Raw genomic sequence first — 26447 nt, 5'->3', positions numbered from 1 at the left:
CGGCTTGCTTCGCGCACCTGCACCCTGCTTCTTCAACTGGCCGCGTCACCACCTCGTGACGCCGCGCGGCGTGCGAGCCACCACCAGCTCAGCCCCCACACGACCAGCCCGCCCACGCCGACATAGGGCGGCGCAAAGATGAAAATCAGCGCAGACGTGGATGACACTGAAATCCACATGGCATTGATGTACAGCCAGGCAGTGAACGCCAGCACGAAAATTCCGGCGATGCCCCCTGCGTTGGCGCGGGCGCGTGATTGCCCCACGGGCAGGCAGAAGATCAGCGCGAGCACGACATACGGCGCGTTGGCCCAGGCATAGAACCAGCTCCACTCGAATTTTCCCGCGCCATGAACCATCGCGGACACCTCCACGATGAGCGCGGCAAGCAAGGCTGCGAGGGAGATCCAGCTACTGGTTTTCATGAGCTCGGCCCGGAAAATTTTTCGTTCACCACGCGTCTCCACTCCATCAGCACGCGAGCAACATTCCCTTCGCGTTGCAGGTCAGCAGGAAGACCCATCCTCCCGGTTGCAGTCTCATGGAGGTAGCTGGCAATACCTTCTTCATCAGCATTTCCGATGAGCAAGGCAAACACCTGAGGCAGATAGGCGTGGTACTCGTCACGTGCCTGCGGTATGCGCGAAATGCCGATTGGATCCCATACGTAATGCAGAACCTCGTCGACGACACCGTAGAGCATCTGGTCTCTGGAAGCTGGCTTGGTATTCATACACTTCCTGCATCACCGTCCGAACACACTGACACCGCAGGAGCATACGCGAGACGCGTCTTGATGGCAGCTCACGGCCCGGTTGCCCCGGCCTTCGAAGAGCAACAAGGGCGCCTGCGCAGGCGATCAAGTGGGCACGGGAAGGAAATTGGCTTGAACGACGCTGGACTCCCGCTTTCGCGGGAACGACGGCATTCAGGCTCGTTGCAAGTGAAGGGGGTAATGCCAAAAAAAGACCGGGGATCTGAGTCCCCGGCTGAAACGCCTTCCCAAAGACATGACAAGAAGGCGCTGGTACTCGAGTTGGTTCCTGTCGTCCCCGAGTTGTTTGCATTCGAAGGCTTGATTCAGTACCCCTGACTGAGGGAGGTACCTTTGCATTCATGCGCTGGCGCTGCTGGTTTTCGCCCCTTGCAGGCGGACACTCACGCTGCTGCACAGGCAAAGAGGACGGAAATGCTCGACTGACTGAAGTCTTCCTCGTTGCAAGGCGAGCCGCAGTTCAAAAGGCGCCATTCGCCATGCATTTGCTGCCAGACTTGAAGTCATGGAGAAACTCGCTAGTCATGTCCTGGCTTTGCTGGCCCGCTTTGCTGGGGATCGCGATCTTGCATTTCCGCAGGATCTGCCACCCTTCCCACGCGTACCGAGCAGCGATGCCGATCGTTGTCTCAGGACACTGGCAGAGCAGTTTCCGTCGCCCTCTTTCAGTCTGGAGATCGCGCCGTACTGGCATCCGTCGGACTTTGGCGTGCTCGGCTACGCCTGGCTCGCCTCCCCTTGCCTGCACACGGCACTGGAACGACTGGTACGTTTCAAGCGCGTGGTCGGAGAACGCCCCACGGTGGGTTTGCGTGACGCCGATGAGGGGATCTGGGTTGTCTACGATCACCGGCGGGAAGACGCCGATCTGGATCGCTGGGGAAGCGAGCTACTGATCGCCTTGCTCGTCACCATGTGCCGCGCCAATTTCGGCAAGCGCTTTGCGCCGCTGCAGCTCAGATTGCGTTACCCCGAGCCGGACTCCCCCATGGCATACGCCGATTTTTTCAGGTGCCCTGTAGCGTTCAATGCGCCTGAAAATGCTTTCCTGCTGAGTGCCGAGTCAGCACACGAACCGCTCGACACCGGCAACCTCGAGCTCGCGCACACGCTGGATACTTTGCTCACGACGCAGCTGGCAGCAATCGACAAGGACGATCTGATATCGCGCTGCAAGGCCGAACTCTATCGCTTGCTACCGACAGGAGACCTCGGTGCCAGGGAGCTCGCTGAAAGGGTGCACCTGAGTGAGCGCAGCCTGCATCGCAAGCTCGCCGAGCGAGGCACCACAGTTCAGAAGCTGCTGGACCAGGTGCGCAAGGACATCGCCGTGCATTTCCTCGCAGAGCCAAAGTTCAGCGTTACTGAAATCGCCTTTCTCTGCGGCTTCGCGAATTCCAGTTCGTTCGCGCGCGCCTTCCTGCGCTGGACGGGTAGCTCGCCGACAGCCTGGCGGGAAAACCGGCCAGCGAGCGTGTCGGCGAGCACAGGCGACTGAGCGCGGCTCAGGCCTTCGGCGCCATCGCGATCAGGCCGATCGACACGATCGCCAGGCCGATTGCTGCACGGTTGAGCCAGCTCAGCTTCTCGCCGAAGCCGATGACGCCGACCAGCGTGCCGAGCACGACGACGCCGATGTTCATGCTGGCGAATATGACGGACGGCTGGCCGGGCAAGGCGCGGTGGGCCATCACGTAGAAAATGATGTTGCCGAAGTTGATGAGGCCGAGCAGCAGGCCGGCGAGCAGGTTTCTGGCGGAGAGTTGCGTCTTGCCCTGCACGACGCGCAGCCCTTGCCAGACCACCATGCCGACGAAGGCAAGCACGAAGCTGACTTGTAGCGAGGCAGCGAATGGCGTGCCTGCAGCAGCAATGCGCTTGAGCAGCACATCGACAAGCGCGAAGCCGACCCATACCGTAAGCAATGCCGGCCACATGCGCTGGCCATCGGGCGTCGATGCTTGTTGCCCTTGCGGGCGGATGAGTATGCCGACAACCGCCAGCAGGCCAAGCGCAAGGCCGGCGAGCTTAAGTGGGACCGTCTGCTCGCCGAAGAACAGGAAGGCCGCAGCGAGGGACAGCAGGAGCGAGAGGCGTTGTGCGATGTCGGTACGCACGATGCCCGCAGCCCTTACGCTGGCCGCCAGCACGAGGAACAGCGAAGGCAGGATGACTGCCAGTGCGAGCAAGGGCACCCAGGGCGCGTCTGCATGCTGCAGGCTGGCCAGTGGCGGCGTCAGCAGGAAGAAGCACAGCACGGAGGCTGAAAGGTAGTTCCAGGTGATGGCCTGTGCTGTGTCTATGCCGCGTTTGCGTGCGACCTTGAGCAGGACGGAGACGAGAACGCTGCAGGTAGCGGCGAGCAGAACGTAGAGCATGTGGAATGGGGCAGATAGCGGAGGCCATCATTGTGCCGCAGCCACGCTCCGCCGTGCCCGGCTCTAACGCCAGAGCACGCAGTTCTTGAAGACGGGGATCTTTTTCTTCACACCATCGCCGACGCACTGGAACACGCCCAGGCGCCCATCACGCAGGATGGCCTGCACCTCCTGCGCAGTGCGGCTCTTCACGCGGCCATCGTCCCCCGCAACAGGGTGCGTGGCGAAGAGTTGCAGCACGATCGCGGTCGCAGGATCAGTGCTTTCATTCAGCGTAACCGTGACGCGGCCGGACTTCTCTTCCTTCGACGCCACGCTTCCTTCGATCACGACGGGATGATCTTCCAGCAGATCTTCGGCGTAGCCGGGTTTGGTGCGATAGAGATCGGCGATGCGGGCGGCGGTAATCACCGGCAGATCTTTCACTGCGGGATAGCGATTGAGCAGCTTGCAGAGGTTGCGGTCGTCGAAGGTCTTGCAGTCGAAGTAGTCCGCCCGGGCGGCACCGGAGAATCCCGCCATCAGGCCTGCAGTAACGACGAAAAGGAGAATTGCGTACTTGCGCGACTTGCCAGGGCAGTTGCTGGAGAAAGCGGTTTTCATGGCTGGTTCATTCGACGGCGTCGGCTATCTGCCGGTTTGATGCGTTGTTGTCACGCTGGCGCGCCATCGTGCAGATACAGATACAAATGGATACAGACCATTACAGCGACAACGGTGCTGCTCCTGAATGATTGTATCCGTCCCTTGAGCGACTTTCTTGAGCTGCCTCAAGAAACTGACCCCGGAAAGGAATTCCTTCATGCGTTTTGCAGCAAGCCCCGGCAATCGACGTCTTGTCGTTCCGGTGCTAAGTACGTTGATCGCTGTCACGCTGGCAGGCTGTGCAGAAACGCCCAGACGCCGCTACACGGAAACACCGCGCGCCCTGCCGCCCATCAGCACCGAGGTGTATGCCTACCCGCGCGACGAGAGATCGGCCGATGCGCAGAAGCGCGACCGTTTTGAGTGCTACAACTGGTCGGTGAAGCAGACCGGTTTCGACCCGGCCAGGATGCCTACGGATACGCCACGCGTGGTGCGTGTCGACCCCGCAGTCTCGCCAAATCACGACGCCGCGGTGCTCGGCGTGACGGGGGCCATCATCGGTGCCGCAGTGTCGCGGCCATCGAACGCGCTGGGTGGGGCCGCCATCGGCGCGGTGCTGGGTGCCGCCGCAGGCTCGGCTTCCGACGCCAATCGCGAGGCCACCGCTGACAGCATGGAGCGCTCGGCCAACGCGGATCAACGCGCGCAACACGCGCAACTTTCACAACGCGCTGCGGACTATCGCCGCGCCATGAGTGCCTGCCTCGAAGGTCGCGGCTACATCGTCCGCTGACAGCCGCCACAGACACATCTGACAGGAGTTCCGGAAATGCCCATGACATTCACCACGACAATCATCCAGCGAGCCCGATTGCTGGCGATGGCCATCGCACTGCCCGCCGGCCTGCTGGCCTGGTCCGGCATCGCGCAGGCAGACCCACACCACGGTGGCCATGGTGGTCATGGCAACGATTACCACGGAGATGGCTGGTATCGTCCGGGCGTCGTACGCGTGCGCCCTTCAATCGGCGTGAGCGTCAATGTGCTGCCGCCCGCGCCACGCATGTACGCGTATGGTCGCGAGCATTTCTACTACGCCGCCGGTGCCTGGTACAGGCCGTATGGCCCCCGCTTCGTCGTCGTAGCGCCCCCCATCGGCATCGTCGTTCCTTTCCTGCCGACCTACTACGACTCACGCGTGATTCGCGGCGAGACCTATTACCTCTCCGATGGCACCTACTACCGCGCCACCCCACGTGGCGATGGCTACATCGTCTCGGCACCGCCGTCTGATGCAAGCGACAGCGCACCTGTCATGGAGAAATCATTCGTCTATCCGCGCAATGGTCAGTCGGAGAAGCAACAGGACAAGGACAGCTACGAATGCCACGCCTGGGCCGTTAACCAGAGCGGATTCGACCCGACGCAGGCCTACGGCGGCGTCAGCGCCGACCAGGTGGCAGGCAAGAGCTCCGACTATCGCCGCGCCAATGAAGCCTGCATGGACGGACGGGGCTATACGGTGAAGTAAGCCCTCGACTTGCATCGACCACGCGCGAAAGGGCGTTACAAACTCGACGCCTTCGAGCCCTTGAGCGCCACGTCATTCGCGCCCTTCGACAAGCCCCGGACAGGCCGGCAGTCGAGCGGAAACCCTGTGGCTTTGGAGCGAGCTTGAACGACGCTGGATTCCCGCGTTCGCGGGAATGACGGTCGTTTGGGCAGGCCGCAAGCTTCGGCATCGTGCCAAGCAATTCAAGAATGTGACGCCCAAACAAAAGGCCACGCTCTGCGTGGCCTTTTTTCCTGGACGACTACCGCTTACTGCAGCTTGTCCTTCACCTTGTCGAGCGCTGCATTGATGCATTGCTCGTCGAGGTGACCGCCTGGCGCGCCGCCTACACCCACGGCACCGATCACTTCGTTACCACTCTTGACCGGCACGCCACCAGCAACCACGAGGTAACCAGGAATCATCGGCAGGAATTGTGCTGCCGGGGTCTTCTGCACGCTCTCCAGGATGGCGGAGGTGCTGTTCTTTGCAGAGGCCGAAGTGAAGGCCTTGGCACGGCTGGCTTCCAGCGTGTGCGGGCCGGCGTTGTCAGCACGCAGCTGGGCGCGGACGGTACCGGCACGGTCAACCACGGTCGCGGTCACGTTGTAGCCCTGTGCCGTGCATGCGGCAACAGCGTTCGCTGCAATGTCGGAAGCCAGTGCCAGCGACATGTTCTTCTCGGTGCGGACTTGCGCGCTCGTCGCAACGCTGGTGAAGGCAGCAACAGTGGCGAGGACGGTGAGTGCGAGTTTGTTCATGATCAATCTCCTTTGTTTGCGGGTTGCTTCGGTTCGCGATGTGCGCTGAACCGATGTGTGCAGATTAAGGATCTGATCGTGTGCGCACTATTCGCACGGTTGCGGAGCGGGCTCCGTAGAAATACGCAGTTGGGTGCCGCGCGTAGATGAAACTCGCCCTCACCCGGCCTGACGGCCACCCTCTCCCACGAGCGGTAGAGGGGAATGCAGGGCACATCACGTAACCAGTCCTCGTCCCGTTTTCTATGAGATGCGTTGGCGCCTGGCGCGAACGCTGCCGCCCCAAGCCTGGGGCTGCAGCGAATGCGCGGAGCAACGCATTGCCAGTCACGGGGCAAGAAACAGAATGGGAGTGAGGTTGCCCATCACGCCCGCGAGAGGGGCCGCTACTCCCCGGATATGCCCGCCAGGTAGAGCCGCACCAGCTGCGCCAGCGAGTCCACGCCCAGCTTCTCGAAGAGATTGGCGCGATGCGTTTCGACCGTGCGTGGCGAGAGGTCGAGCACGCGGGCGATCTGCTTGTTCGACAGGCCGTCGACGATTTGCGTCAGCACCTCGCGTTCACGATCGGTCAGCCTGGCAAGCAGCGCTTGCGCTTCGCGCGTCACTGCCGTGCGCGCACGACTGGCGATGTGGCTGCGAATGGCTGCCTGTACGGCCTCGATCAAGGCATCTTCGTCGACGGGTTTGGTAAGGAATTCGATGGCACCGCCTTTGAAAGCGCGCCGGCAAGCCGCCATGTCGCCGTGACCGGTGAGCATCACCACCGGCAAATCGACGCCCGCCTCCGGCAAGCGCTCGAGCAGCTGCAGGCCGGACTCGCCAGGCATGCGGATATCGAGAATCAGGCAGCCGATCGCATCGGCGTCACGCCCGGCGAGAAACTCCGCGCTACTGGCGAAGGCCTCGGCACGCAAGCCGACAGAGCGCAACAGCATGGACAACCCTTCGCGCACGCCGGAATCGTCGTCCAGGATATGCACAATGGGAGACTGCGCACTCATGCCGCCTCCTTCATGTTTTTCGTAACGCGGGGCAGGCTCATGCAGAACACCGCGCCGCCCTGCTCCGCGTTGTCGGCACTCAGATCGCCGCCCACCTGCTGCACGATGTTCTCGCAAATCGACAGACCAAGACCCATGCCGTTCGACTTGGTGGTGAAGAAGGGCTCGAACAGCCGCGCCTTGATCTCATCCGTCAGGCCCGGTCCGCTATCGCGCACGCTCAGCAGCAAGCGCTCCGCAGTATGCGATGTCTCGACGTGAATCTGCCGGTGCAGGGTACCGCCCGCCTCCATGGCGTCAACCGCGTTGAGCAGCAGGTTCACCACGACCTGTTCAAACGCCACACGCTCGCCGGACACGCTGGGCAAGTCATCCACGAGTTTGCTGCTGACGCTCACGTGGCGACGCTGCAGCGATTCACCGACCAGCGACAGCGCACTCGTCAGGACGGCGTTGAGATCCACGGCCTCGCGCACGCTCGCCTGCGGCGAAATGAAGCTACGCAAACGCTGGAGGATTTCGCCCGCGCGCCTGGCTTGCTTCGCGGCGGCACTGGCGGCTTCGCGTGCGTCTGCGACCTCTGGCGGATCATCCTGCAACCAGCGGACGGCTGCCTGCACGTTCGACAACACGGCGGCCAGCGGTTGATTCAATTCATGCGCCATGCCTGCCGCCACCTCTCCCATGGCATTGATGCGTGAAGCATGCGCGAGGGCCAGCTGACGTTGCGTCAGCACGCGCTGGCGATACTGGGCAATCGCCCAGGCTGAAGCGATACACAAGGCAAGCAGGATGACCGCGCCAAGTACAAAGCGCCCCCAAGGCAGCACGGCAGGCAACGGCGCCTGCTCCGTGGTCATCAGGTAGGGCTGGCTGCGCACGGCCAGATGTTTCTCGAAGTGCAAGGGCGCGAGTTGCGACCACACCTGTTGTGAGGCTGGCCGCTCCCACAGCAGCGGCCCGGCGTCGGGCGCCAACCGCAGGTACACGCCCGGCGTGGGTTGCTCGTCAGCTCCCAGCAGATGGTCAGCACGCACATGCAGGGACCACACCGATGGATTGCCTCTGCGCAGCACCGTAAAGCCTCCGGCGTCTGGCAGCACGGCCTGCCCGTCCCGCGCGGCAAGCGACAACGCACCCGCCAGTGCGGCCGCAACCGGCACACCCTTGTCACCGGCCCATTGGCGGCCAGCCGCGTCGAAACGCCAGACCTGCACCGCAGTGACTTGCGGGTAGGACGCGATGATGGAAGCAATGAAGGACTGCAGCGTGCTGCGCGCCAGAGCCTCGGGCATCTGCGGCAGCGAGGGCTCCAGCGCCGTCAGGGACGCAAACAGCGCTTCGTGCTGCTCGGCACGCTGGGTGAGCAGGCGATGCAGGATGCGCGACTGCGTCTCGAAGTCCTCGCGCGTCGTCTGCAACTCGGTGCGGACCAGCCATGCACCCCACAACAGGCAACACAGCGACCAGGCAAGCAGCACGGGCCAGACGCGACGGCGCGGGTGGACGAGGAAGGAGATCATGGACTTCATGCGGCCTACTCTACCTGCCGCACCGGTCGGCCTCAATCCGTAGGAATACGGGGCGCCGGGCCTTTTTTCGGGGCCAGAGCCAGGATCCAATGAAAAAGACCACGCTGTTGCGTGGCCTCTTCATGTGCAGCGGGGACCGGCGGACGGCCCGGGATTACCCCATACCCTACTTCGCGTTCACTGCCGCGGAGAAATTGAAGCTTGCAGCTACCGCCGATGCCAGCGCGTGCTTCTTCTCGGAAGCTTGCGGGCCACTCAACAGGCTGCGCAGAAGCCGTCAGCGCGTGGGTCGCTGGCGCCTTCGATGAGCCCGTCGCGGTGGAAGGAAACGGCCCCCGCATGCCCCATCGTGTCCTCGAACTCGCCCAGCATCTGGATGTCATGGCCGGCTGCGCACAAGGCGTCGACCAGCGCCGGCGCGAAGCGCGACTCGAGCTTGAGATTGGTGGACTCCTCGCCCCAGGTGCGGCCCAGCAACCAGCGCGGCGCGCTCACGGCAGCTTGCAGATCCTGACCAAACAACACGTGGCGCGTGAACAGTGCTGCCTGCGTCTGCGGTTGCCCCTCGCCGCCCATGGTGCCGTAGGCGATGACGCGGCCATCCTTGAGCTGCGCCAGTGAAGGGTTGAGGGTGTGGAACGGCAGACGGCCCGGCAACAGCGCGTTCGGACCGTCGTGCAGGGTGAAGCTCGAACCGCGGTTCTGCCATTGCACGCCAGACTCATCCAGCACCACGCCGCAGCCGAACTCCCAGTAGACACTCTGGATGTAACTCACCACGCAGCCGCGACTGTCGGCGGCGCCCATCCAGATCGTATCGCCGGGCTTGGCGATGTCAGGCCAGGGCGCGGCACGCTGAGTGTCGATGGCATTGGCTTCGCGTATCAACGAATCGGGTGAGAGAAACTGCTGTGCGTCGCCTTGCATGAACGAGGGGTCACCCACGTTGGCATTGCGCCAGCGGAAGGCGCGCTTGGTGGCCTCGACCAGACCGTGCACATGCGCAAAAGACTCCGCATCGCGCACGCCGAGTTGATCGAAGATGCCGAGAATCGCCAGCGCGCTGACGCCCTGCGTCGGCGGCGGTTGATTGAAGACCTTGCCCACGCCGAGCTGCACCGACAAGGGCATGACAGTGGCGGCGCGGTACGCCTCGAGGTCGGCAAGGCACAAGGGGCTGCCCACGGCCTCCAGCTCGCGCGCCATGCTGCGCGCCACGTCACCGCGATAGAAATCATCGAGGCCGGCAGCAGCCAGTTGCCCCAGCGTGGCGGCGAGACGCGGCAGCCGCTGTGTGGCGCCGATTGCCGGCAGGCCGCTGCTCGCGAAGTCCGGCGCAAAGGTTCCGGCAAAGCCGGGCACGTGACGCAGCTCATGCCATTTCGTCTGCGTCAGGTGGGCTTGCGAACGCGTCACCGGCACGCCGGTTTGTGCGTGATGGATTGCGTCGGCCAGCAAGCGCGGCAGCGGCATGCGCCCGCCCAATCGCGTCGCCTCGGCTTGCGCAAGCTGCCAACCGCCGATAGCACCGGCCACCGTGATCGCGGCGCGTGGTCCTCGCGTGGGGATAACGGTGTCGCCATGCGCAGCAAAAAACTCGCGGCTGGCGAGCTGCGCAGCAGGCCCACAGGCACGGATCGCCACGGGGGCCCTGCCCGGTTCAGCGATGAGCCAGAAGCCATCGCCGCCTATGCCATTCATGTGCGGGTACACCACCGCAATCGTCGCGGCCGCGGCAATCATCGCTTCCACCGCATTGCCGCCCTCGCGCAGCACAGCGGCACCGCTTTGCGCGGCAAGGTGGTGCGGCGCACTGAGCATGCCACCACGGGCCATCGTCGCTTTCAGCATCTCATCCTCCCGAAGTGCTCGGGAGCATCTTGCCCGAGCCCGGTGGCAAACATGAACTGGGGCATCGCGCGGGAATGACGATCGTTTGGGCACGACCAGGATTTCCGGCTCATGCCAAGGGATTCAAGCATGCAATCTCCAGCAAAAGGGGAACGCCAGATCAATGCCCAAGATACGCCTGCGCCAACGCGGGATCGGCTGCGATCTCCGCCGCTGTGCCACGCGCGACGACGCGCCCGCTCTCCAGCACATAAGCGCGATCTGCGAGGGCCAGTGCCAGCGCCGCCATCTGGTCGACCAGCAGCAGGGTCATGTTCTCGCTGCGCAAGCGGTCCAGCGCCGCGAACAACTCTTCGATGATCTTCGGCGCGAGACCCAGTGAAGGCTCGTCGAGCAGCAGCACGCGCGGCTTGCTCATCAGCGCACGAGCGATGGCCAGCATCTGTTGTTCGCCGCCCGACAGCAGGCCGGCGCGTTGGTGCAGGCGCTCGCGCAAACGCGGGAAACGCGTGAGCATCTCTTCCACGCGTTGCTCGCGGCCCTCCGGGTGCAGGAAGGCACCGAGGCGGATATTGTCGAGCACGCTCAGCTCGGGGAACACCTGGCGGCCCTCCGGCACCAGCACCAGGCCCTGGCTTACGATCTGCTCGGCACGCAGCCCGGCCAGCTCGACACCCGCAAGGTGAATGCCCCCCTGAAGCGGCCGGTGCAGACCACAGAGGCTGCGCATCAAGGTGGATTTGCCCGCGCCGTTGGCGCCCAGCAGGGCCACCATCTCGCCTTCGCGTACCTGCAGGTCCACCGCGTGCAGGACCGGCTCGGCACCGTAGCCGGTGGTCAGCCCGCCCACGCCCAGCAACTCGCTTGCATCTGCCGCGACAGCACGCGCCGCACCGGGCGCCACCTGCACTTCGCCAGACTCGCCAAGATAAGCGCGGCGCACGTCTGCGTTCTGCTGGATCTCGGCAGGAGTACCACGCGCCAGCAGCTGGCCAGCATCGAGCACGACGATGTGATCCGATACATCCATGACCAATGCCATGTCGTGTTCGACCAGCAACACGCCGATACCGGCGTCGGCAATACGCCGCAGCAGCGCGCCGAGTTGCAGCTTGTCTTCGCGAGACAGCCCGGCAGCGGGCTCGTCGAGCAGCAGCACTTCGGGATCGGTGGCTAGCGCGCGCGCAATCTCCACCAGGCGACGGTCGACGTGCGCCAGCCCCGCCGCCTTGATGCCCGTGTCACCCTGGTAGCCGCACCAGCGCAGCAGGCTCAGCGCGCGCTCGCGTGCCGCCGGCGAGCTGACCGCACGGCGGCCGAGCAAGGCCCCGAGGCGCCCGCGCGGCAAGGCCAGCGCCACGTTGTCGAGTACGCTCAGCGAACCGAACAGTTGCGAGGTCTGATAGCTGCGCGCCACGCCACTGCGTGCGGCACGCCATGCGCCCTGCCCTTGCAGGGCCCGATCCTGCAAGACGCAGCGCCCGAGGGTAGGCGTGTAGAAACCCGACAGCATGTTCAGCACCGTGCTCTTGCCGGCGCCGTTCGGGCCGATCAGGCTGGTGACACGCCCCGGCTGCGCATCGAAACTCAAACCACTGACTGCACGCACGCCGCCGAAGATCATCGACAGCTCTTCCGCACGCAAGGAATGGCGCGCACGCGTCGGCAGTGACAGCGCCAGGGCGTCCGGCTGCGGGCCGGCAATCGTCTCTCGCCCCAGCCTGCGCATGACTACGGCATTGAGCTGACGCAACAAGCCAACAAGACCTTCGGGTGCGGCCCACAGCACGAGCAGCAAGAGCAGGCCGAAGAACAGCAGGCGATATTCCTCCAGGCTCGAGAGCAGCTCCGGCAACACGCCGACGAGGATCGCGCCGACGATGGGCCCGAGCAATGTGCCCGAGCCGCCTATCATCACCACCAGTACGAACAGGATGGACTGGATGAAACTGAAACTGCTCGGCGTGACGAAGCCGGAGAGTGGCGCGTAGATCCCCCCTGCCAGACCGGCAAGCAAGGCGGACACGGCAAAGGCCACCGTTTTCACCACCAGCGGATTGAGACCGATGGATTCCGCAGCGGTCTCACTGTCGCGCACTGCACGCAGCGCAGCGCCCCAGCTGCCACGCGACAACAGCACATAGCCCAGCAAGGCAATGGCGGCAGTCATCACGGCCAATGCAGCCATTGCGCGCTCGGCCCGGAACACGCCACCCAGCGCTGGCGCAGCGATGCCCATGATGCCGTTCTGCCCTCCCGTGATGTCGCGCAGCTCGACCGCGCTGTGCTCGACGATGAAGCCGAAGGCGATGGTAATCATCGCGAGATACGGCCCTTTGGCGCGCAAGGCAGGCAGGGCCAGCAAGGCCCCGATGGCACAGCTCACGGCGGCCGCCATAGGCCACGCTGCCCAGAAGCTCCAGCCGGCCTTGCTCGTCAGCACGGCCACGACGTAGGCCCCGAGCGCATAGAACCCGACATGCCCGAACGAGACCTGCCCGCTCATGCCCATCAGCACATTGAGACCAATGCCGACGATGGCCAGCAGCGCGACATTGGCCAGCACGAAAACGTAGTAGCCGTTGAGCGTGGCCGCCAGCACGAGTGCAAGGGTGACGCCGATCAGCGCGAACACGAGGGACGCAACATCCCCGCTATTGCGGGCGGTGATGACATTCGGGTGGAATGGCATGGCAGGCACGGATAAGGTTGAACTCAGGGCACTCATACCTTGCGCACCTCGGCGCGCCCGAACAGTCCGTTGGGGCGCAGCGCAAGCGCCGCAATGACCAGCGAGAAGCTGATGATCTGGGTGTAGCTCGATCCCAGCGTGGCGGTCACCAGTGCCTCGACACAACCAAAGATGAGGCCGGCCAGCATCACGCCCCAGGCACTGGAGATGCCGCCGAGAATCGCCACCGCAAAGGCCTTGAGACCGAACAGCGTACCCATGTCGGCATGCACGTTCATGAGCGGTGCAATCAGCACGCCAGCGATACCGGCGAACAACGTAGATAGCGCGAAAGACACGGCCACCACGCGCCGGATCGGAATACCCATCAGGCGCGCTGCATCACGGTTCTGCACCACGGCCAGCATGGCCGTACCCCAGCGCGTGCGTCGCGCCACGAAATGCAGCACCGCGGCGAGCGCCAGACCGATGACGGGGATCAGCACCTGCAAGGGATACACCCCCAGCCCCAGGCCACCGAGTTCTATCGGCGTCTGCGCCAGCACGGAAGGCAGGGAGCGTGGCTCCTTGCCGAAGGAAAACATGACGAGGTTGTCGAGCACGATGCCCAGCGCGACGGTAGACATCAGCCATGCATCTGAGCCGCGACTGGCAAAGGGGCGAACTGCGACGAACTCGACCAGCAGGCCGTATGCCGCACACAAGGCGAGTGCCAGCGCAATGGCCAGCAACATGGGCCAGCCCAGGACCTGGGCGAAAGCAAAAGTCAGCACGGCGCCCAGCATCATCGAGCTGCCCTGCGCGAAGTTCACCGTACCGGACACGGCATAGGTAACGTGGAAGCCCAAAGCCATGAGGCCATACATGGCCCCCAGGCCAAGGCCGGAAATCAGCGCAGAGAGAAGGAGCATCGGCTGCCTTGAGTGTTCGTTGAAATGAAGCGGGGACTCAGCCGTCCCTGCACAGGCCCGCGGATATGTAGCCGGGATGCAGCGAGGCTGAATCCGGGATCCGGCCTCACGCCGGCGCAACTCCCGGACTCCGGCCTGCGGCCTTCATCCGGGCTAGAAACTGGAAGACACTGGATTCCCGCATTCGCGGGAACGACGTGACATCAGCGCGCACTTACTTGGACGTCATGCCGACCGGCAGGATGTAGTCGTCGATGAAGTAGGCCCACACATAGTCGTTCTCGCTCAGCGCGTCATGCACTTCCGGCGTGAAAGGCTTTACGTAGGTCTTGATCAGGCCTTCGTAACGATCGATCTTGTAGAAGCCCTGGCGCACTGCATCGCCGTCAGTAGAGCCCGCTTTGGCGATGGCCTGTGCAGCGAGCTGCATGCCGTCGTAAGCGTTGGCCACACCAACAGCCGGGGTGATGTCATCCACGCCCTTGATGTCCGGATACTTGGCCATCAGCGTCTTGATCAGCTTCTCGCCCACCGGGTTCTGCTTGCCGAAGAAGCTATAGGTCTGCACGAAGTGAACGTTCTTCGCGTTAGGGCCGGCAAGTTCTGTGAAGCGGCCACCGGCCGGGCCCCAGTGCGATACCACTGGCACCTTCCAGCCCATGCGGTCCAGCGACTTCACGACCTGCGCCGACGGGCCTACATTGCCGACCATGAACAACGAATCTGCACCTGCGGCCTTGAGGCGCGTCAGCTGCGGCACGACGTCGACATCATTGGCCTCGAACTTCTCGATGCCCACCGCCTTCATGCCTTTGGCCGTCAGCGCGGCGGTCAGGCCCTTCTCGTTCGATTCGCCCCAGGCGTTGTTCACCAGGATCATGCCCGGCTTGCTTGCCTTGAAGGTCTTCTGCGCATAGGCAAGCATGCCGCGGTCAACGATCTCGTCCACAGCCGACACGCGGAAAGCGAAGTTCGGATTGGCGCCATTCTTCGTGATGGGGGTGCCGGCGGCCCACGGGCCCATGAAAGGCACCTTCTCCTGATTGGTCATCTGCACGATGGCGACGGACACGGGTGTGTCCAGACCGCCGAACAGCACGGCAACCTTCTCTTTGAAGATCAGCTCGCGCGCTGCGGTCACACCCTTGGCGGGATTGCCTTCATCGTCGCGGCGCACCAGTTCGACCTTGCGCCCGCCCAGCAGACCGCCCTTGGCGTTGATTTCATCAATGGCGGCCGTCAAGCCACGGGTAATGGCTTCGCCAGCCAATGCAGACTGCCCGGACAGCGCAGTTACCAGACCGATCTTGATGGGATCGGCCGCTTGCGCCAGCGACAAGGTGAAACAGCTGGCTGCAGCCATCGCAGCGGCGAGAACAGTGCGTCGGGTGATACGGGTCATGACGATTTCTCCAGAGTAAGAACGCAGTCGGGGCCAATCGGCCAACGCCGGAGCAATGCAGGAAGCGTGCCATCGTATCCATCAACACAAAATAATGAATACATACCGCAAATACGATTGTCTACAATCTGGCACACACCATGCTCACACTTCAACAAATCCTGTGCAATCAATAACGCGCACAGATGGAGTGCAAACATGGAGAAATCGCAATGAGTCATGCATCACAAACGGGCACGGCGCTTCCTGCTCCGGGCAAGCAGTGCAGTCAGGAAGTCGGCCAGCGCGCAGGCGAGCTGGTCGAGGCGTTCCTGCGCACCATCATGATTCCCGACCCGGCTGGCGCTCGCGGCTTTACCGCACCCGACATGCACATCCGCTTCACCGGTGGGCGCGAAATGTCAGAGCCCGCCGACTGCAGCGCCTTCAATGCCGACCGCTACGCGTGGGTGAAGAAGCGCTTCGAGCGCACTGACGTCGTCGCTGGGGCTACGGCGGATGAGGCCATCGTCTACAACATCGGCACACTCCACGGTGCCTGGCCCGATGGCACGCCCTTCGAGGGCAACCGCTATGTCGATCGCTATGTGGTTCGGCACGACAAGATCGTGCAGATGGATGTGTGGAACGACAGTGCGGAATGGTTGCTTGTGCGCGCCGGTCTTGCCGACCCGTGGACCTCGCCGATGAACCCGGCAGCTGGTGCGGAGCATGCGGCATGAGCGACTTCGGCCCATTGACGCATCACGCGCGCTTTCCCTACAGCGCCATCACGCAGCGCGCCGACTTTGACTGGCCTGCCAGCGGCAGCAAGGCGCCCAGGCTGGCCGTGTACATCGGCTTCAACCTTGAACACTTCGCGTTTGGCGAAGGGCTGGGCGCAAAGATCGGCCCCGTATCGCCCGAGCCCGACGTGCTCAACTACAGCTGGCGCGAATATGGCAATCGCGTCGGCGCCTGGCGATGCATCGAACTCTTCGACCTGCTGGCGCTGCCCACTGGTTGCATCGTCAACACGGCACTCTACGATCACTGCCCGGAGTTGGTGGCGGCTTTCGCCGCGCGCGGGGACGAGCTGATCGGGCACGGTCACAGCAATTCCGTGCGTCAGGCCGAACTGGGTGAAGCCGGAGAGCTGGCCTTGCTGGGCTACTGTAAGGAGCGCATCGCCCGCGAGAGTGGTACCGCGCCAGCCGGCTGGTTATCCCCCTGGATTTCCGAGAGCCACCTGACGCCCGACTTGCTGGCCGAGAGCGGCTATGCCTACAGCCTCAACTGGTGTCACGACGACCAACCGCATCGCATGCAGACGCGCAGCGGCGAACAGCTCTGGGCCATCCCCTATCCGCAGGAGCTGAACGACATCCCGATGATCGTCGCCCGACAGATGGATGCCAAGGACTTCGCCCAGATGATCATCGACAACTTCGACGAGATGCTCTTGCAATCCGCGCGCCAACCACTGGTGATGGGCATTGCCCTGCACCCCTATCTCATCGGCCAACCTTACCGGCTGCGCCACCTGCGCCGCGCGCTGGAGCACATCTGCCGTGCACGCGATACAGGCGCAGCATGGATCACCACCCCCGGGGCAATCTGCCGCCATATGGAAAAGCTCGGAAAAGAGATCAGCCACGGCAATCCCTCACGACGCTGACCATCATCCGACGCCACACCAGCGTAACGAGATCAACAAGTATCTCGATCAGAACAGACGCCTCCAGCCCCTATCCCGCCAATCCAGATACATGACACCTGCTGCTTTCTCACCCCTCCCCTTCCCCGACACCGTCGGCGCCTGGGTACCGCACGGCAAGTACAGCCTCCCGCCCACCGCAATGGGCCCCCTCGATGGGCTCGGCTTTGCCGTGAAAGACGTCTTCGATGTCGCGGGCCTGCCGACCGGCGCCGGCAATCCCCTCTGGCTGGAAACCCACGCAATACCCCGTCGGCATAGCACGCTGGTCGCAAAGCTGCTCGACGCCGGCGCAACGCTGCACGGCAAGACGCTGACCGATGAGCTGGCCTTCAGCATCCACGGCAACAATATGCACTACGGCATGCCGATCAATCGGGCGGCGCCCGAGCGCATCCCCGGCGGCTCATCCAGCGGCTCGGTTGCTGCGGTCGCTGCGCGCCTGGTGGATTTCGCCCTGGGCACAGACACCGGCGGTTCGACACGCGTACCCGCCAGTTACTGCGGCGTATGGGGGCTACGCAGTACTCATGGCCTGCTGTCGCGCGAAGGGCTGGTGCCGCTGCACCCGAGCTTCGACACAGCCACCTGGTTCGCACACGACGCCCGCTGCTTCGAAGCGGTTGGCCGCGTACTGCTACCCGAAAGCAATTTCACGCCGCAACGCGTGCTGGCGTTCAGCGACGCATGGTCCACTGCCGATGTTGATTTCCTGCCCGGCTTGCGTCAGACACTCGACTACCTGTCGGCGGAGCTGGCACCCCAAGAGATCGCCGCCGCGGAAGGCAGCACGGTCGAAGACTGGCGCCAGACCTATGTCACCCTCGGTGCCTTCGACGGCTGGCAAACGCATGGCAACTGGATCGAGCAACACGCGCCCGTCTTTGCACCCGCCATCGCTGCGCGCTGGCAGCACGCCAGCACGGTGACCTGCGCACAGGCCGGTGCGGCCAACACGCAACGCGCGCGCATTCGCGAACGCGTGCGCGACCTGCTCGGACACGACGCAATTGCCGTCGTGCCCTCCGCCGCCAGTCTTGCACCCTTGCGTGAAAGCAGTGGCGCGCAGATCGACGACATCCGCGCACGCACGCTGCGCATCTGTTGCATCGCCGGCCTCGCAGGCTTGCCGCAAGTCAGTATCCCGCTCAGCAGCGCGCAGGGAGCACCACTGGGCGTCTCGCTGATCGGCCCGGCAGGCAGTGACCTCGCATTGATCCGGATTGCAGCCAAGGTGCAGACAGGCCTTCTGGCGGCCCAAAGATGATTGCCTGCACTTTCAGCCAGCAATCCGCCGCCGGATTGTGGCAATCTCCTGTTTTCGATCCGCACGACGGATTGTCAACAATTCCTGTCGAACACAATGGCCACCAAGACCGCTACAAAAGTCGCCGCCAGAGTCAGCGCAAAAGGCGCCCCCAGATTGCGCAACAAGGCGGAAGTCACTCCCGACGCCGATCTCATTGACATGGAGAACGGCAGCGACATCGAGACACGCATCTACGACACTGTGTTCGACAGCGTCATGACACAGCGCCTGCGGCCCGGCACAAAGCTGCCGGAGTCCTCACTTTGCGAGCTCTTCGACGTCAGCCGTGCAACTGTCCGCAAGGTATTGCAGAAGCTGGCGCACGATCACATCGTCGAGCTACGGGTCAATCGCGGCGCCGTCGTCGCAGCACCGACACCGGAAGAAACACGGCAGATCTTCGAGGCGCGGCGCCTGCTGGAAGACGTCATCGTGCGGCTCGCCGCCGCCAATGCCACGCGCGCCGACATCACAGCCCTGCGCGCCCAGCTCAAGCAGGAACACAACGCCATGCATCGCTTTGCCCAGCCGGAATGGGCACGCCTGGCAAGCTCCTTCCACCTGCGTCTCGCCGAAGTGGCGCGCAATCCCATCCTGCAGCGCTACCTCACCGAACTGGTCTCGCGCTGCTCATTGATCGTCGCGCTCTACGAACCGCCCGGCAACGCATCCTGCGAGCACGACGAACATGCCCGCGTGGTGGACTACATCGAGAAAGGTGATGGCGAGCGCGCAGCGAAACTCATGGATGAGCACCTGCGTACGCTGGAAGCGAACATCTGCGTCGAGCCAGAAGAGCCGGACAACAGCCTGGCGAGCATGCTGGGGCTGCAATAACACCCGGCCAGGAAAACGCGGGCGGAGTATTCACCCCGCCCGCAAGCCGGACTTACTGGAACGCCACTTCGGCAAAGCTGCGCAGCTTGCGACTGTGCAGCACATTCCGGCCCTGCTCCCGCAGCATCTCCAGCGCGCGAATGCCGATGCGCAGATGCTGGTCGACGCGTTCGCGATAGAAGTGATTCGCCATGCCCGGCAGTTTGATTTCGCCGTGCAGCGGTTTATCGCTTACGCATAACAAGGTGCCGTAAGGCACACGGAAGCGGAAACCGTTGGCGGCAATCGTGGCGCTTTCCATGTCGAGCGCCACCGCGCGGCTCTGGCTGAAGCGGCGCTGCGGTGTGTTGTCCGGCAGCAGCTCCCAGTTACGGTTGTCGGTAGTGGCCACGGTGCCCGTACGCAAGACGCGCTTGAGCTTGGGCCCCGACAGACCGGTGACATCTGCCACGGCGGATTCAAGTGCAACCTGGATTTCAGCAAGCGCGGGAATCGGCACCCATACCGGCAGCTCTTCATCGAGCACGTGGTCCTCGCGCACATAGGCGTGCGCCAGCACGTAGTCGCCCAGCTCCTGCGTCGTACGCAGGCCCGCGCAGTGGCCGAGCATGATCCAGGCATGCGGGCGCAGCACGGCGATATGGTCGGTGATGGTCTTCGCGTTGGCCGGGCCGACGCCGATGTTGACCATGGTGATGCCCCCGCCATCTTCACGTACGAGGTGATACGCCGGCATCTGCGGCAGGCGTGGTGGCGCCTTGCCGAGCGCGTCGTATTCGCCTGGCGCAGTACCGACCTTGCGCGTGACGACATTACCCGGCTCGACGAACGCGATGTAAGGGCTGGCCGGGTCGTTCATCAACTCATGCCCCATGCGCATGAACTCGTCAATGTAGAACTGGTAGTTGGTGAACAACACGAAGTTCTGGAAGTGCTCGGGCGAAGTGCCGCTGTAGTGACGCAGGCGCTGCAACGAGTAATCCACACGCGGTGCGGTGAACAGGGAGAGCGGCTGCGACTCGCCGGGTCTTGGTTCATGCGTGCCGTTGGCAATGCCATCGTCCATCGCCGACAGATCCGGCAGGTCGAACACGTCGCGCATGAGGCGGCGACGCTCGCGGTTCATGTTGCCTTCGATGTGGTCGTAGTCGCCGAAGGAGAAATGAATCGGAATGGGTGCGGAGCTGGTGCCGACTTCGATCTCCACATCGTGATTCTGCAGCAACAGCCTGAACTGCTCGCGATAGTAGCTGGCGAAAAGATCGGGCCGCGTCAGCGAGGTCTCGTAGTGGCCGGGACCGGCAACAAAACCGTAGGACAGATGCTTGTCGTGCCCCGCCGCCTTGGCGACAGTGTCGGTATGGATGCGCACGAAGGGATAACAGGCCCGCACACGGGGATAGGCCTTGCCTTCGTCGGAGGCGATGTCTTCACCGGCAACGAAGCGCTGCATGGATTCGCGCAGGTGATTGATGCTGCTGTCATAGATGGCTTGCACCTGGGCAAGCGCGGCGTCGGCGTCACTGAAACGCATGGGGGCGATGAAGGGAGGACGATATGGCATGTTTCTGCTCTTTTTCCAGTGGATCATCGGTATGCACGCACGCGGTATCTGCTGACCGCGCGGCGTATGTCGACACATTACCTCGAAGTGAGATCTTGCGCGTGACCCGCGGACAGAAGTGGCCCGCACGCGTCCCGACTCCACATGCAGTATGCGCAGCAGCACCCGACTGCAGGCCATGAAAAAAGCCACGCATTGCGTGGCTTTTTTGTTGAGCTCGGCGCCAGTACTCAAGCGAAAGCGTAGGCGTCCATTGCCAATGAACCACCTTCGAAACCGGCAAAGACAGTCTCGGTTTGCCAACGCTCACCTGCGGCACCCAGCGCCACGAAGAGGGGCAGGAAATGCTCCGGCGTCGGGTGCGCCCGCAAGGCGGAAGGCGCCTGCGTGTTCCAGTCCACCAGCTCGTCTGCCCTGTTCTCCTGGATGCGTTGATCTACCCAGTCGCGGAACTCACGTGCGTAGGAGGCCGTGGCACCCCCGCCCTGTCCGCGCTGCGTGAAGAAATCACGCAGGTTGTGTGTCATGTGTCCTGAGCCGATGATGAGTACGCCTTCGTCACGCAGCGGTTCCAGCGCCCGGCCCATCGCCAGGTGATGGCGCGCGCCGCGATCTGCCTGCATGGCCAGCTGCAGCACCGGCACGTCCGCATCAGGATACATATGCAACAGCGGCGACCAGGCGCCATGGTCCAGACCACGATTGGCCTCGATGCCCGTGCAGATATCAGCCTTGCGCAGCAGGCCCTGCACTTCCTCTGCCAGGGCAGGCGCGCCGGGCGCCGCGTACTGGATGCGATACAGCTCGGCAGGAAAACCGCCGAAGTCATGAATGGTCTCGGGCTGAGCGGTCCCGGTCACCATCGGGATATTGGTTTCCCAGTGTGCTGACGCCATGAGAATGGCGCGCGGTTTGCCAATGCGTTGCGCCAGTGCAGCCCAGGCTTCGCCTGCGGCGCCCGCATGCAACGCATGCATGGGCGACCCATGCGATATGAATAGTGACGGCAAACGACGGGAACTCATGATGAACCTCCTGTACGGCGGCTTCGGCATCGAAGCTGGCGCAGTACTAAAACGACAACCCTGAAACGACAACTACAAACCGCCCGGGAAAATGCGCTGAGCGAGCCAACAACTTCAGTCGGATTCGCAGCCCGTTTTCCCGGTGCGTCTTGTTACTTCAACAAACCTTCGGCCTTCAATGCCGCCTGCACTGCCGGGCGCGCCGCAACGCGCGCCGAATAGTCGGCCAGCACGGGCCACTTCTTCAGGTCGATGTGCGTCCATTGCGTCCAGCCCAACAGGGTGAAGAGGTAGCCATCGGCGATCGTGAAGGTGTCGCCCATGAGCCATTGCTTGCCCTGCAATTGTGTGGAGAGGTAGTCGAAACGCTCGCCGAGTTGTGTCCTCAGGGCGTCCTTGTATTCATTTGGCGTAGTCGGCTTGAACAAGGGGCCGAACGTCTTGTGGACCTCGGAGTTCAGGAAGCCAAGCAACTCCTGCAGGCGGTAACGCTCCATGGTGCCGGCAGGTGGCGCCAGCTTCGACTCGGGCTTGAGATCGGCGATGTACTGGCCGATGACCGGGCCTTCGGTGAGCACAGTGCCATTGTCCAGCTGCAGCACCGGCACATAGCCCTTCGGATTGATCTCGAGGAAATTGCCGCCACCCTCCATGGCCTTGGTCTTGGTGTCGACCTTCTGCAGTTCGACCTCCAGGCCTGCTTCGCGCAGCGCAATGTGAGGAGCGAGGGAACACACGCCAGGTGCGTAGAACAGTTTCATGGGAATCTCCTTTGGTTTGTGAAGGATGATGTTTCTACGAAGTCATGACTTCGCGGCGTCACCATGTGACGCCGCGAACCGGGCTACTCAGGCACGCGCCAGGTTGCCTGTTTGCTGGGCACGCCAGCCGTCGAACGAGAAAGCACCGTTACCCAGCAAGGCTTGCACGACAACACCCACTACCAGGAAGGCAGGGTACTCCCAGCCACCGTTAGGCGCATTGAAGACCCAGCCGTTGCCGGTATGAGCAGAAGTCGCTCCCAACAGGATGGGGATCAGCAGCAACGAGGCCAGACGGGTCTGGAAACCGACCACCAGCGCGATACCGCCAAAGAACTCACCCGCGATGACGGGGTAAGCCAGCACGCCAGGCAGGCCGATCGACTCGAAGAAGCCAACCGTGCCCGGGATGGTGAACACGAGCACCTTGAGCAGTGCGTGGGCAATCATGATGACGCCCAGCGACACGCGCAGAGCGAAGGCGCCGTATTCGGCGGTGGAATTCAGTGCGATAGCAGAAGAAGCAGTGCGTGACATTTTCAGACTCCTTGAAGACGTTGTAAGCAATCGGTGAAGCATGGAGCGGATTCTGGAGAGCTTCGCATTTGAGATAAACCACCTACAATGCAATTCATTATTCCTTCTTCAGGGACAATAGATGGACCGCTTCGAAGCCATGAATGTGTTCTGCAAGGTCGTGGAACTGGGCAGTTTTGCCGCCGCGGCCGAGCGCCTCGACATCTCCACCTCGGCCACTTCGCGCCTGATCGCGCAACTGGAAGCCACGCTCAATGCCCGCCTCCTCAACCGTACGACACGGCGCATCAGCCTCACTGAAGATGGCCGCGGCTATTACGAGCGCTGCCTGCAGTTGCTGTCGGATCTGGAAGAGGCCGAAGAGTCCGTCGGCAGTGCCAGTGTGGAGCTGCGCGGCACGCTGCGCCTCACGGCACCGATCAGCTTTGGCGCCTGGCATCTGGCGCCAGCCATCGCCGACTTCGCCCGGTTCCATCCGCAGGTGAAGTTCGATATCTCACTGTCGGACCAGCAGATCGATCTGGTGGAGGAAGGGCTGGACCTGGCGATCCGGGTCGGTGCCCTCGGCTCGCAGAACCTCGTCGCGCGCCCCATCGGCAAGGCACGCATGATGTTATGTGCGGCACAGAACTACCTGAATGCGCATGGCATTCCGCAGACACCGGATGATCTGGCGAAGCACCAGTGCCTGACCTACGCCTACGCCAGCGAGAATCATGTCTGGCGCTTCGCCGACCCTGAGGACAAGGGCGGCAAGCGCGAAGGCAAGGGGCCGATCAGCGTGCGCATCGGTGGCAGCACGCACTCGAACAACGGCTTGCTGCTGCGTGAGCTGGCCGCGCAAGGCATGGGCCTCACCATGGCGCCGGACTTCATCCTGCAGGTTGCGGTTGATGAAGGACGCCTGGTCGAAGTGATGAAGGAGTGGGCACCAACGCCACTGACGATCTACGCGGCTTACCCGAGCCGCAAACACCTGTCGGCCAAGGTGCGCGGCTTCGCCAACTTCCTGCAGGAGTGGCTGGAGACGAAGTGCCCGTCTGTTGGGGCAGATTTGAAGGGATGAATTTCGGAGTGGTTAAGCACGTACGCTCCCTCTCAGCGTTGCTTTTCCCAACAAGTGGAGAGAACGTGCAAGGGACGGAGCGAGCGGGTGGCTGGCAAGGCGGCTCGCGCAGAGCAGTGCTTGAGCACGGCGAGCGAGCCAACACGGCCAGACGCCCGCGCAGCCCGTCCCTTGCGCGTTCTAGTGCTGAACTGAGCGCCTGGCTTCTTGCCAGGCCCTGACGGCAGTCGACGACTGCTCCATCACACGCGAGCAGACTTCCTCCGGCAGCGCACTTGCCAGCGAGACAAACAGCGACTGGGTCGTCTCCTGCGCAATGCCTTCGATCGCCAGGCCTTGCGACAGGCAGCGCATCTGGATCGACGCCAGCGCGTCCGCAATCAGTCGCCAGCCATGCGTCGGCATCTCTTCATACACCCCCAGCAATAGCCCGCCGAGGTGACGCATGATGGCCTCGGCCTCATCGCGCTCTTCAGCCGCGATCATGGCGTGCCACAAAGCAAGATGCAGCTCGCGACGCAGCAGCACTTTGAAGTCGAACGCCGCGCCCTCCTCGTTCTGCAGCCGCTCGAGATAGCCCTGCGAGATAGCCTCCTCCTGCACATCCAGTTCGTTGCGCAACAGGCTGACCAGCACGCTCACGCCGGAAAGTGCTTTCGGCCCGAAGGTCTCACTGAAAGCCAGGCCCCATTGATCGAGCCCCGCCAGCAACAGCGTGCGGCGCAACAGTGCTTCGTCACGCGAAGCCATGCCCGCCCATTCCGCGAGATGACCTGTCAGCTTTTCGATAGCCGACTGACGTTGTTCGGCGCCGGCTTCGATGGAGAGACGAAAAGCGGCAGCAAACGCCTCCTGGACCAGTCGCGCGGCCTGTTGCTGCGCATCGCGGGGCGTGAGGGAAATGAAAGCATCATGTGGAAGAGTGCTCACATCGCCGCTTTGATCGCTTGAATTGCTCATGTTCTTGCCGATATTCCGGATTAAGGGGAGCGGCATTGTGCCGCACTTTCGGGCACAGAATCAGCATCTGTGAGATAGGTCACTAATGCTTGCACATGCAGCAGACAGTGATCGACCAACGGCATGCATGTTGCTCGAAATGAAGCGGAGCCCCGTTCAGAAAAAGGATTCAGTCATGGATAGCGTAGTCGCGCAGCTTGTAGCGCGCTTGAACATGTTTCTCACCCAGGAGCTCGACTTCCAGGTCGACATGCAGCGCTTCGGAGACGAGCCGGAATACGCAGCCCAGGTCCTCGGTCTGGTCGACGAGATCGGCAACTACGAGTTCAGCACGCTCGCCGCGCAGATCCGCCAGCGCCAGCTCGCGATCTTCATTCCCCAGAATGTGAGCACGCCGGCCCCGACAACGGATGACAACACGCCCATGCGGCGCGCCTCCGACAACCTCGTGCCACCCCACCTCGTCAAGCGCTGACCCACGTTTGCACACGCCCCTGTCAGTCCGCTGGCAGGGTACGTCGAGAACTCGACGTGATACTTGTCACACCCGCATCACCCCGCACTCACGACCAGGCCGACAGGCGAGCGTTCCGGCATGTGGATTGCTAGGTAGGTCCCACGATCCCCTACCTCACCCACCGGAAGCTCATGATGGACAACGCACTGATTCAGCTTATCGCCCGTCTCAAGATCCGCCTGCGCCAGGAAAAAGGCGTCTCCATCAACACCCAGAAGTTCTTCAGCGATGTCGGTTACGCATCGCAAACTCTTGATATTGCGGAAGAATGCGAAGACGTCGAGCTGGTCACGCTGGCCATGGACATCCGCGACAAGCTGGGCTGGATCAGCCTGCCGAGTGCCCAACCCGTGACCGTCACCGCCCCTGCGCCCCTGGCGACCAAGAGCCCGGTCAAGGCCGAGCAAGAGAAGCGCTACGTGTTCGGCGCACGCTGTTGAAGCCGCACTGACGCATTCACCGCTGGTCATGCACCAGCACTGACAGGCCGGGTCGCAACACCCGGCCTGTTGCATTCTGGCGCAGCCAATTCTGTCGCTCGCAATGCCTGCCGCGCAGCACATCGTGGCAAGCCCCAACTGTGGCACGCGCCATCGCCGTCGTTAGAGGATCTTTCCGGTCTTCGCTGCCTTACCTGCCCAATCGGGCAGAGCCGCTCGAAAAGGCTTCAGAGCACGACCCGAAAGGACGTTGTCATGATCAGATACGTCTCCGCAACGGCTACTGGTC

The 26447-nt window shown here is 63.0% G+C and carries 26 protein-coding genes; 10 read left to right on the top strand and 16 right to left on the bottom strand.

All coding sequences use genetic code 11. From position 1 onward, the window contains the following. Nucleotides 1-32 precede the first annotated feature (32 nt). Nucleotides 33-425: a hypothetical protein gene (locus VVD49_RS12960; protein ID WP_327599598.1), complete on the bottom strand. Its 393-nt coding sequence runs from the start codon at nucleotides 423-425 to the stop codon at nucleotides 33-35. Next, nucleotides 422-733, bottom strand: a complete 312-nt coding sequence (locus VVD49_RS12955; protein WP_327599597.1) for a hypothetical protein — start codon at nucleotides 731-733, stop codon at nucleotides 422-424. Before VVD49_RS12955 ends, VVD49_RS12960 begins: the two co-directional genes overlap by 4 nt. 547 nt (nucleotides 734-1280) lie before the next feature. Here VVD49_RS12955 and VVD49_RS12950 point away from each other — a divergent pair. Further along, nucleotides 1281-2273: an AraC family transcriptional regulator gene (locus tag VVD49_RS12950; protein WP_327599596.1), complete on the top strand. Its 993-nt coding sequence runs from the start codon at nucleotides 1281-1283 to the stop codon at nucleotides 2271-2273. A 7-nt stretch (nucleotides 2274-2280) separates the two neighbouring features. Here the strand turns inward: VVD49_RS12950 and VVD49_RS12945 are convergent, their stop codons facing one another. Together VVD49_RS12945 and VVD49_RS12940 are read right to left on the bottom strand one after the other, a co-directional pair. Beyond that, nucleotides 2281-3153 carry an EamA family transporter gene (locus VVD49_RS12945; protein ID WP_327599595.1) on the bottom strand — a complete coding sequence of 291 codons (873 nt, stop codon included), beginning with the start codon at nucleotides 3151-3153 and terminating at the stop codon, nucleotides 2281-2283. Between the two features lie 63 nt (nucleotides 3154-3216). Continuing rightward, a complete protein-coding gene (locus tag VVD49_RS12940; RefSeq protein WP_327599594.1) occupies nucleotides 3217-3756 on the bottom strand; it encodes a hypothetical protein in 540 nt (179 codons plus the stop codon). Between the two features lie 199 nt (nucleotides 3757-3955). Here VVD49_RS12940 and VVD49_RS12935 point away from each other — a divergent pair, with 199 nt between their 5' ends. Both VVD49_RS12935 and VVD49_RS12930 read left to right on the top strand, forming a co-directional pair. Then, entirely contained in the window at nucleotides 3956-4534 is a 579-nt protein-coding gene (locus VVD49_RS12935) for a hypothetical protein (protein ID WP_327599593.1), read from the top strand. A 36-nt stretch (nucleotides 4535-4570) separates the two neighbouring features. Then, nucleotides 4571-5272: a DUF6515 family protein gene (locus VVD49_RS12930; RefSeq protein ID WP_327599592.1), complete on the top strand. Its 702-nt coding sequence runs from the start codon at nucleotides 4571-4573 to the stop codon at nucleotides 5270-5272. A gap of 290 nt (nucleotides 5273-5562) precedes the next feature. Here the strand turns inward: VVD49_RS12930 and VVD49_RS12925 are convergent, their stop codons facing one another. The 7 genes from VVD49_RS12925 to VVD49_RS12895 all read right to left on the bottom strand — a co-directional run bounded on the left by VVD49_RS12925 (nucleotide 5563) and on the right by VVD49_RS12895 (nucleotide 15446). Continuing rightward, nucleotides 5563-6054, bottom strand: a complete 492-nt coding sequence (locus VVD49_RS12925) for a GlcG/HbpS family heme-binding protein (protein WP_327599591.1) — start codon at nucleotides 6052-6054, stop codon at nucleotides 5563-5565. Nucleotides 6055-6440: 386 nt separating this feature from the next. Next, on the bottom strand, nucleotides 6441-7058 hold the full coding sequence (locus VVD49_RS12920; RefSeq protein WP_327599590.1) for a response regulator transcription factor: 618 nt from the start codon (nucleotides 7056-7058) through the stop codon (nucleotides 6441-6443). Further along, nucleotides 7055-8590 carry a sensor histidine kinase gene (locus VVD49_RS12915; protein ID WP_327599589.1) on the bottom strand — a complete coding sequence of 512 codons (1536 nt, stop codon included), beginning with the start codon at nucleotides 8588-8590 and terminating at the stop codon, nucleotides 7055-7057. The genes VVD49_RS12920 and VVD49_RS12915 overlap by 4 nt, the downstream gene beginning before the upstream one ends. A gap of 255 nt (nucleotides 8591-8845) precedes the next feature. After that, on the bottom strand, nucleotides 8846-10441 hold the full coding sequence (locus VVD49_RS12910; protein WP_327599588.1) for a gamma-glutamyltransferase family protein: 1596 nt from the start codon (nucleotides 10439-10441) through the stop codon (nucleotides 8846-8848). 160 nt (nucleotides 10442-10601) lie between these two features. Continuing rightward, complete coding sequence (locus VVD49_RS12905) at nucleotides 10602-13169, bottom strand: branched-chain amino acid ABC transporter ATP-binding protein/permease (RefSeq protein ID WP_327599587.1); 2568 nt, start codon at nucleotides 13167-13169, stop codon at nucleotides 10602-10604. Then, nucleotides 13166-14044, bottom strand: coding sequence for a branched-chain amino acid ABC transporter permease (locus VVD49_RS12900; protein ID WP_327599586.1), 879 nt, complete (start codon nucleotides 14042-14044; stop codon nucleotides 13166-13168). Before VVD49_RS12900 ends, VVD49_RS12905 begins: the two co-directional genes overlap by 4 nt. A 214-nt stretch (nucleotides 14045-14258) precedes the next feature. Continuing rightward, a complete protein-coding gene (locus tag VVD49_RS12895; RefSeq protein WP_327599585.1) occupies nucleotides 14259-15446 on the bottom strand; it encodes an ABC transporter substrate-binding protein in 1188 nt (395 codons plus the stop codon). Between the two features lie 212 nt (nucleotides 15447-15658). On the opposite strand from VVD49_RS12895, the gene VVD49_RS12890 reads away from it, so the two are divergent. From VVD49_RS12890 to VVD49_RS12875, 4 genes are all read left to right on the top strand, one after another. Further along, nucleotides 15659-16168: a nuclear transport factor 2-like protein gene (locus VVD49_RS12890; protein ID WP_327599584.1), complete on the top strand. Its 510-nt coding sequence runs from the start codon at nucleotides 15659-15661 to the stop codon at nucleotides 16166-16168. Further along, the gene (locus tag VVD49_RS12885; RefSeq protein ID WP_327599583.1) at nucleotides 16165-17103 is read left to right on the top strand and encodes a polysaccharide deacetylase family protein; all 939 of its coding nucleotides are present in this window, start codon (nucleotides 16165-16167) and stop codon (nucleotides 17101-17103) included. The genes VVD49_RS12890 and VVD49_RS12885 overlap by 4 nt, the downstream gene beginning before the upstream one ends. 91 nt (nucleotides 17104-17194) lie before the next feature. Continuing rightward, nucleotides 17195-18409 (top strand): amidase, encoded by a 1215-nt coding sequence (locus VVD49_RS12880; protein ID WP_327599582.1) that lies wholly within the window; start codon nucleotides 17195-17197, stop codon nucleotides 18407-18409. A 156-nt stretch (nucleotides 18410-18565) separates the two neighbouring features. Beyond that, nucleotides 18566-19288 (top strand): GntR family transcriptional regulator, encoded by a 723-nt coding sequence (locus VVD49_RS12875; RefSeq protein WP_327599581.1) that lies wholly within the window; start codon nucleotides 18566-18568, stop codon nucleotides 19286-19288. Between the two features lie 52 nt (nucleotides 19289-19340). Here the strand turns inward: VVD49_RS12875 and VVD49_RS12870 are convergent, their stop codons facing one another. The 4 genes from VVD49_RS12870 to VVD49_RS12855 form a co-directional block, all read right to left on the bottom strand. Then, nucleotides 19341-20852: an AMP nucleosidase gene (locus tag VVD49_RS12870; protein WP_327599580.1), complete on the bottom strand. Its 1512-nt coding sequence runs from the start codon at nucleotides 20850-20852 to the stop codon at nucleotides 19341-19343. Nucleotides 20853-21082: 230 nt separating this feature from the next. Continuing rightward, on the bottom strand, nucleotides 21083-21877 hold the full coding sequence (gene ygiD / locus VVD49_RS12865; RefSeq protein ID WP_327599579.1) for a 4,5-DOPA-extradiol-dioxygenase: 795 nt from the start codon (nucleotides 21875-21877) through the stop codon (nucleotides 21083-21085). 152 nt (nucleotides 21878-22029) lie between these two features. Further along, complete coding sequence (gstA, locus tag VVD49_RS12860) at nucleotides 22030-22638, bottom strand: glutathione transferase GstA (protein WP_327599578.1); 609 nt, start codon at nucleotides 22636-22638, stop codon at nucleotides 22030-22032. An 87-nt stretch (nucleotides 22639-22725) separates the two neighbouring features. Further along, complete coding sequence (locus VVD49_RS12855) at nucleotides 22726-23175, bottom strand: DoxX family protein (RefSeq protein ID WP_327599577.1); 450 nt, start codon at nucleotides 23173-23175, stop codon at nucleotides 22726-22728. 121 nt (nucleotides 23176-23296) lie between these two features. Between VVD49_RS12855 and VVD49_RS12850 the strand changes: the two genes are divergently transcribed. Then, nucleotides 23297-24241 carry a LysR family transcriptional regulator gene (locus tag VVD49_RS12850; RefSeq protein WP_327599576.1) on the top strand — a complete coding sequence of 315 codons (945 nt, stop codon included), beginning with the start codon at nucleotides 23297-23299 and terminating at the stop codon, nucleotides 24239-24241. 180 nt (nucleotides 24242-24421) lie between these two features. Here VVD49_RS12850 and VVD49_RS12845 read toward each other — a convergent pair whose 3' ends face one another. Next, a complete protein-coding gene (locus VVD49_RS12845) occupies nucleotides 24422-25201 on the bottom strand; it encodes a hypothetical protein (RefSeq protein WP_327599575.1) in 780 nt (259 codons plus the stop codon). A 175-nt stretch (nucleotides 25202-25376) separates the two neighbouring features. Between VVD49_RS12845 and VVD49_RS12840 the strand changes: the two genes are divergently transcribed. Further along, on the top strand, nucleotides 25377-25676 hold the full coding sequence (locus VVD49_RS12840; RefSeq protein WP_327599574.1) for a hypothetical protein: 300 nt from the start codon (nucleotides 25377-25379) through the stop codon (nucleotides 25674-25676). A gap of 173 nt (nucleotides 25677-25849) precedes the next feature. Continuing rightward, nucleotides 25850-26158, top strand: coding sequence for a hypothetical protein (locus tag VVD49_RS12835; RefSeq protein ID WP_327599573.1), 309 nt, complete (start codon nucleotides 25850-25852; stop codon nucleotides 26156-26158). Nucleotides 26159-26447 lie beyond the last annotated feature (289 nt).

It is taken from the genome of Uliginosibacterium silvisoli, from assembly GCF_036017035.1.
GTDB lineage: Bacteria > Pseudomonadota > Gammaproteobacteria > Burkholderiales > Rhodocyclaceae > Viridibacterium > Viridibacterium silvisoli.
Note: the sequence above shows the minus strand (reverse complement) of the source record. Positions and strands in the feature narration are given on the sequence as shown.

Coding starts and splice junctions, on each gene's coding strand:
- VVD49_RS12955 (WP_327599597.1), bottom strand. CDS start 733: ATGAATACCAAGCCAGCTTCCAGAGACCAGATGCTCTACGGTGTCGTC.
- VVD49_RS12925 (WP_327599591.1), bottom strand. CDS start 6,054: ATGAACAAACTCGCACTCACCGTCCTCGCCACTGTTGCTGCCTTCACC.
- VVD49_RS12900 (WP_327599586.1), bottom strand. CDS start 14,044: ATGCTCCTTCTCTCTGCGCTGATTTCCGGCCTTGGCCTGGGGGCCATG.
- VVD49_RS12885 (WP_327599583.1), top strand. CDS start 16,165: ATGAGCGACTTCGGCCCATTGACGCATCACGCGCGCTTTCCCTACAGC.
- VVD49_RS12935 (WP_327599593.1), top strand. CDS start 3,956: ATGCGTTTTGCAGCAAGCCCCGGCAATCGACGTCTTGTCGTTCCGGTG.
- VVD49_RS12850 (WP_327599576.1), top strand. CDS start 23,297: ATGGACCGCTTCGAAGCCATGAATGTGTTCTGCAAGGTCGTGGAACTG.
- VVD49_RS12930 (WP_327599592.1), top strand. CDS start 4,571: ATGCCCATGACATTCACCACGACAATCATCCAGCGAGCCCGATTGCTG.
- VVD49_RS12920 (WP_327599590.1), bottom strand. CDS start 7,058: ATGAGTGCGCAGTCTCCCATTGTGCATATCCTGGACGACGATTCCGGC.
- VVD49_RS12915 (WP_327599589.1), bottom strand. CDS start 8,590: ATGAAGTCCATGATCTCCTTCCTCGTCCACCCGCGCCGTCGCGTCTGG.
- VVD49_RS12840 (WP_327599574.1), top strand. CDS start 25,377: ATGGATAGCGTAGTCGCGCAGCTTGTAGCGCGCTTGAACATGTTTCTC.
- ygiD (WP_327599579.1), bottom strand. CDS start 21,877: ATGAGTTCCCGTCGTTTGCCGTCACTATTCATATCGCATGGGTCGCCC.
- VVD49_RS12905 (WP_327599587.1), bottom strand. CDS start 13,169: ATGAGTGCCCTGAGTTCAACCTTATCCGTGCCTGCCATGCCATTCCAC.
- VVD49_RS12895 (WP_327599585.1), bottom strand. CDS start 15,446: ATGACCCGTATCACCCGACGCACTGTTCTCGCCGCTGCGATGGCTGCA.
- VVD49_RS12845 (WP_327599575.1), bottom strand. CDS start 25,201: ATGAGCAATTCAAGCGATCAAAGCGGCGATGTGAGCACTCTTCCACAT.
- VVD49_RS12835 (WP_327599573.1), top strand. CDS start 25,850: ATGATGGACAACGCACTGATTCAGCTTATCGCCCGTCTCAAGATCCGC.
- VVD49_RS12945 (WP_327599595.1), bottom strand. CDS start 3,153: ATGCTCTACGTTCTGCTCGCCGCTACCTGCAGCGTTCTCGTCTCCGTC.
- VVD49_RS12940 (WP_327599594.1), bottom strand. CDS start 3,756: ATGAAAACCGCTTTCTCCAGCAACTGCCCTGGCAAGTCGCGCAAGTAC.
- VVD49_RS12880 (WP_327599582.1), top strand. CDS start 17,195: ATGACACCTGCTGCTTTCTCACCCCTCCCCTTCCCCGACACCGTCGGC.
- VVD49_RS12870 (WP_327599580.1), bottom strand. CDS start 20,852: ATGCCATATCGTCCTCCCTTCATCGCCCCCATGCGTTTCAGTGACGCC.
- VVD49_RS12960 (WP_327599598.1), bottom strand. CDS start 425: ATGAAAACCAGTAGCTGGATCTCCCTCGCAGCCTTGCTTGCCGCGCTC.
- VVD49_RS12890 (WP_327599584.1), top strand. CDS start 15,659: ATGAGTCATGCATCACAAACGGGCACGGCGCTTCCTGCTCCGGGCAAG.
- VVD49_RS12855 (WP_327599577.1), bottom strand. CDS start 23,175: ATGTCACGCACTGCTTCTTCTGCTATCGCACTGAATTCCACCGCCGAA.
- VVD49_RS12950 (WP_327599596.1), top strand. CDS start 1,281: ATGGAGAAACTCGCTAGTCATGTCCTGGCTTTGCTGGCCCGCTTTGCT.
- gstA (WP_327599578.1), bottom strand. CDS start 22,638: ATGAAACTGTTCTACGCACCTGGCGTGTGTTCCCTCGCTCCTCACATT.
- VVD49_RS12910 (WP_327599588.1), bottom strand. CDS start 10,441: ATGCTGAAAGCGACGATGGCCCGTGGTGGCATGCTCAGTGCGCCGCAC.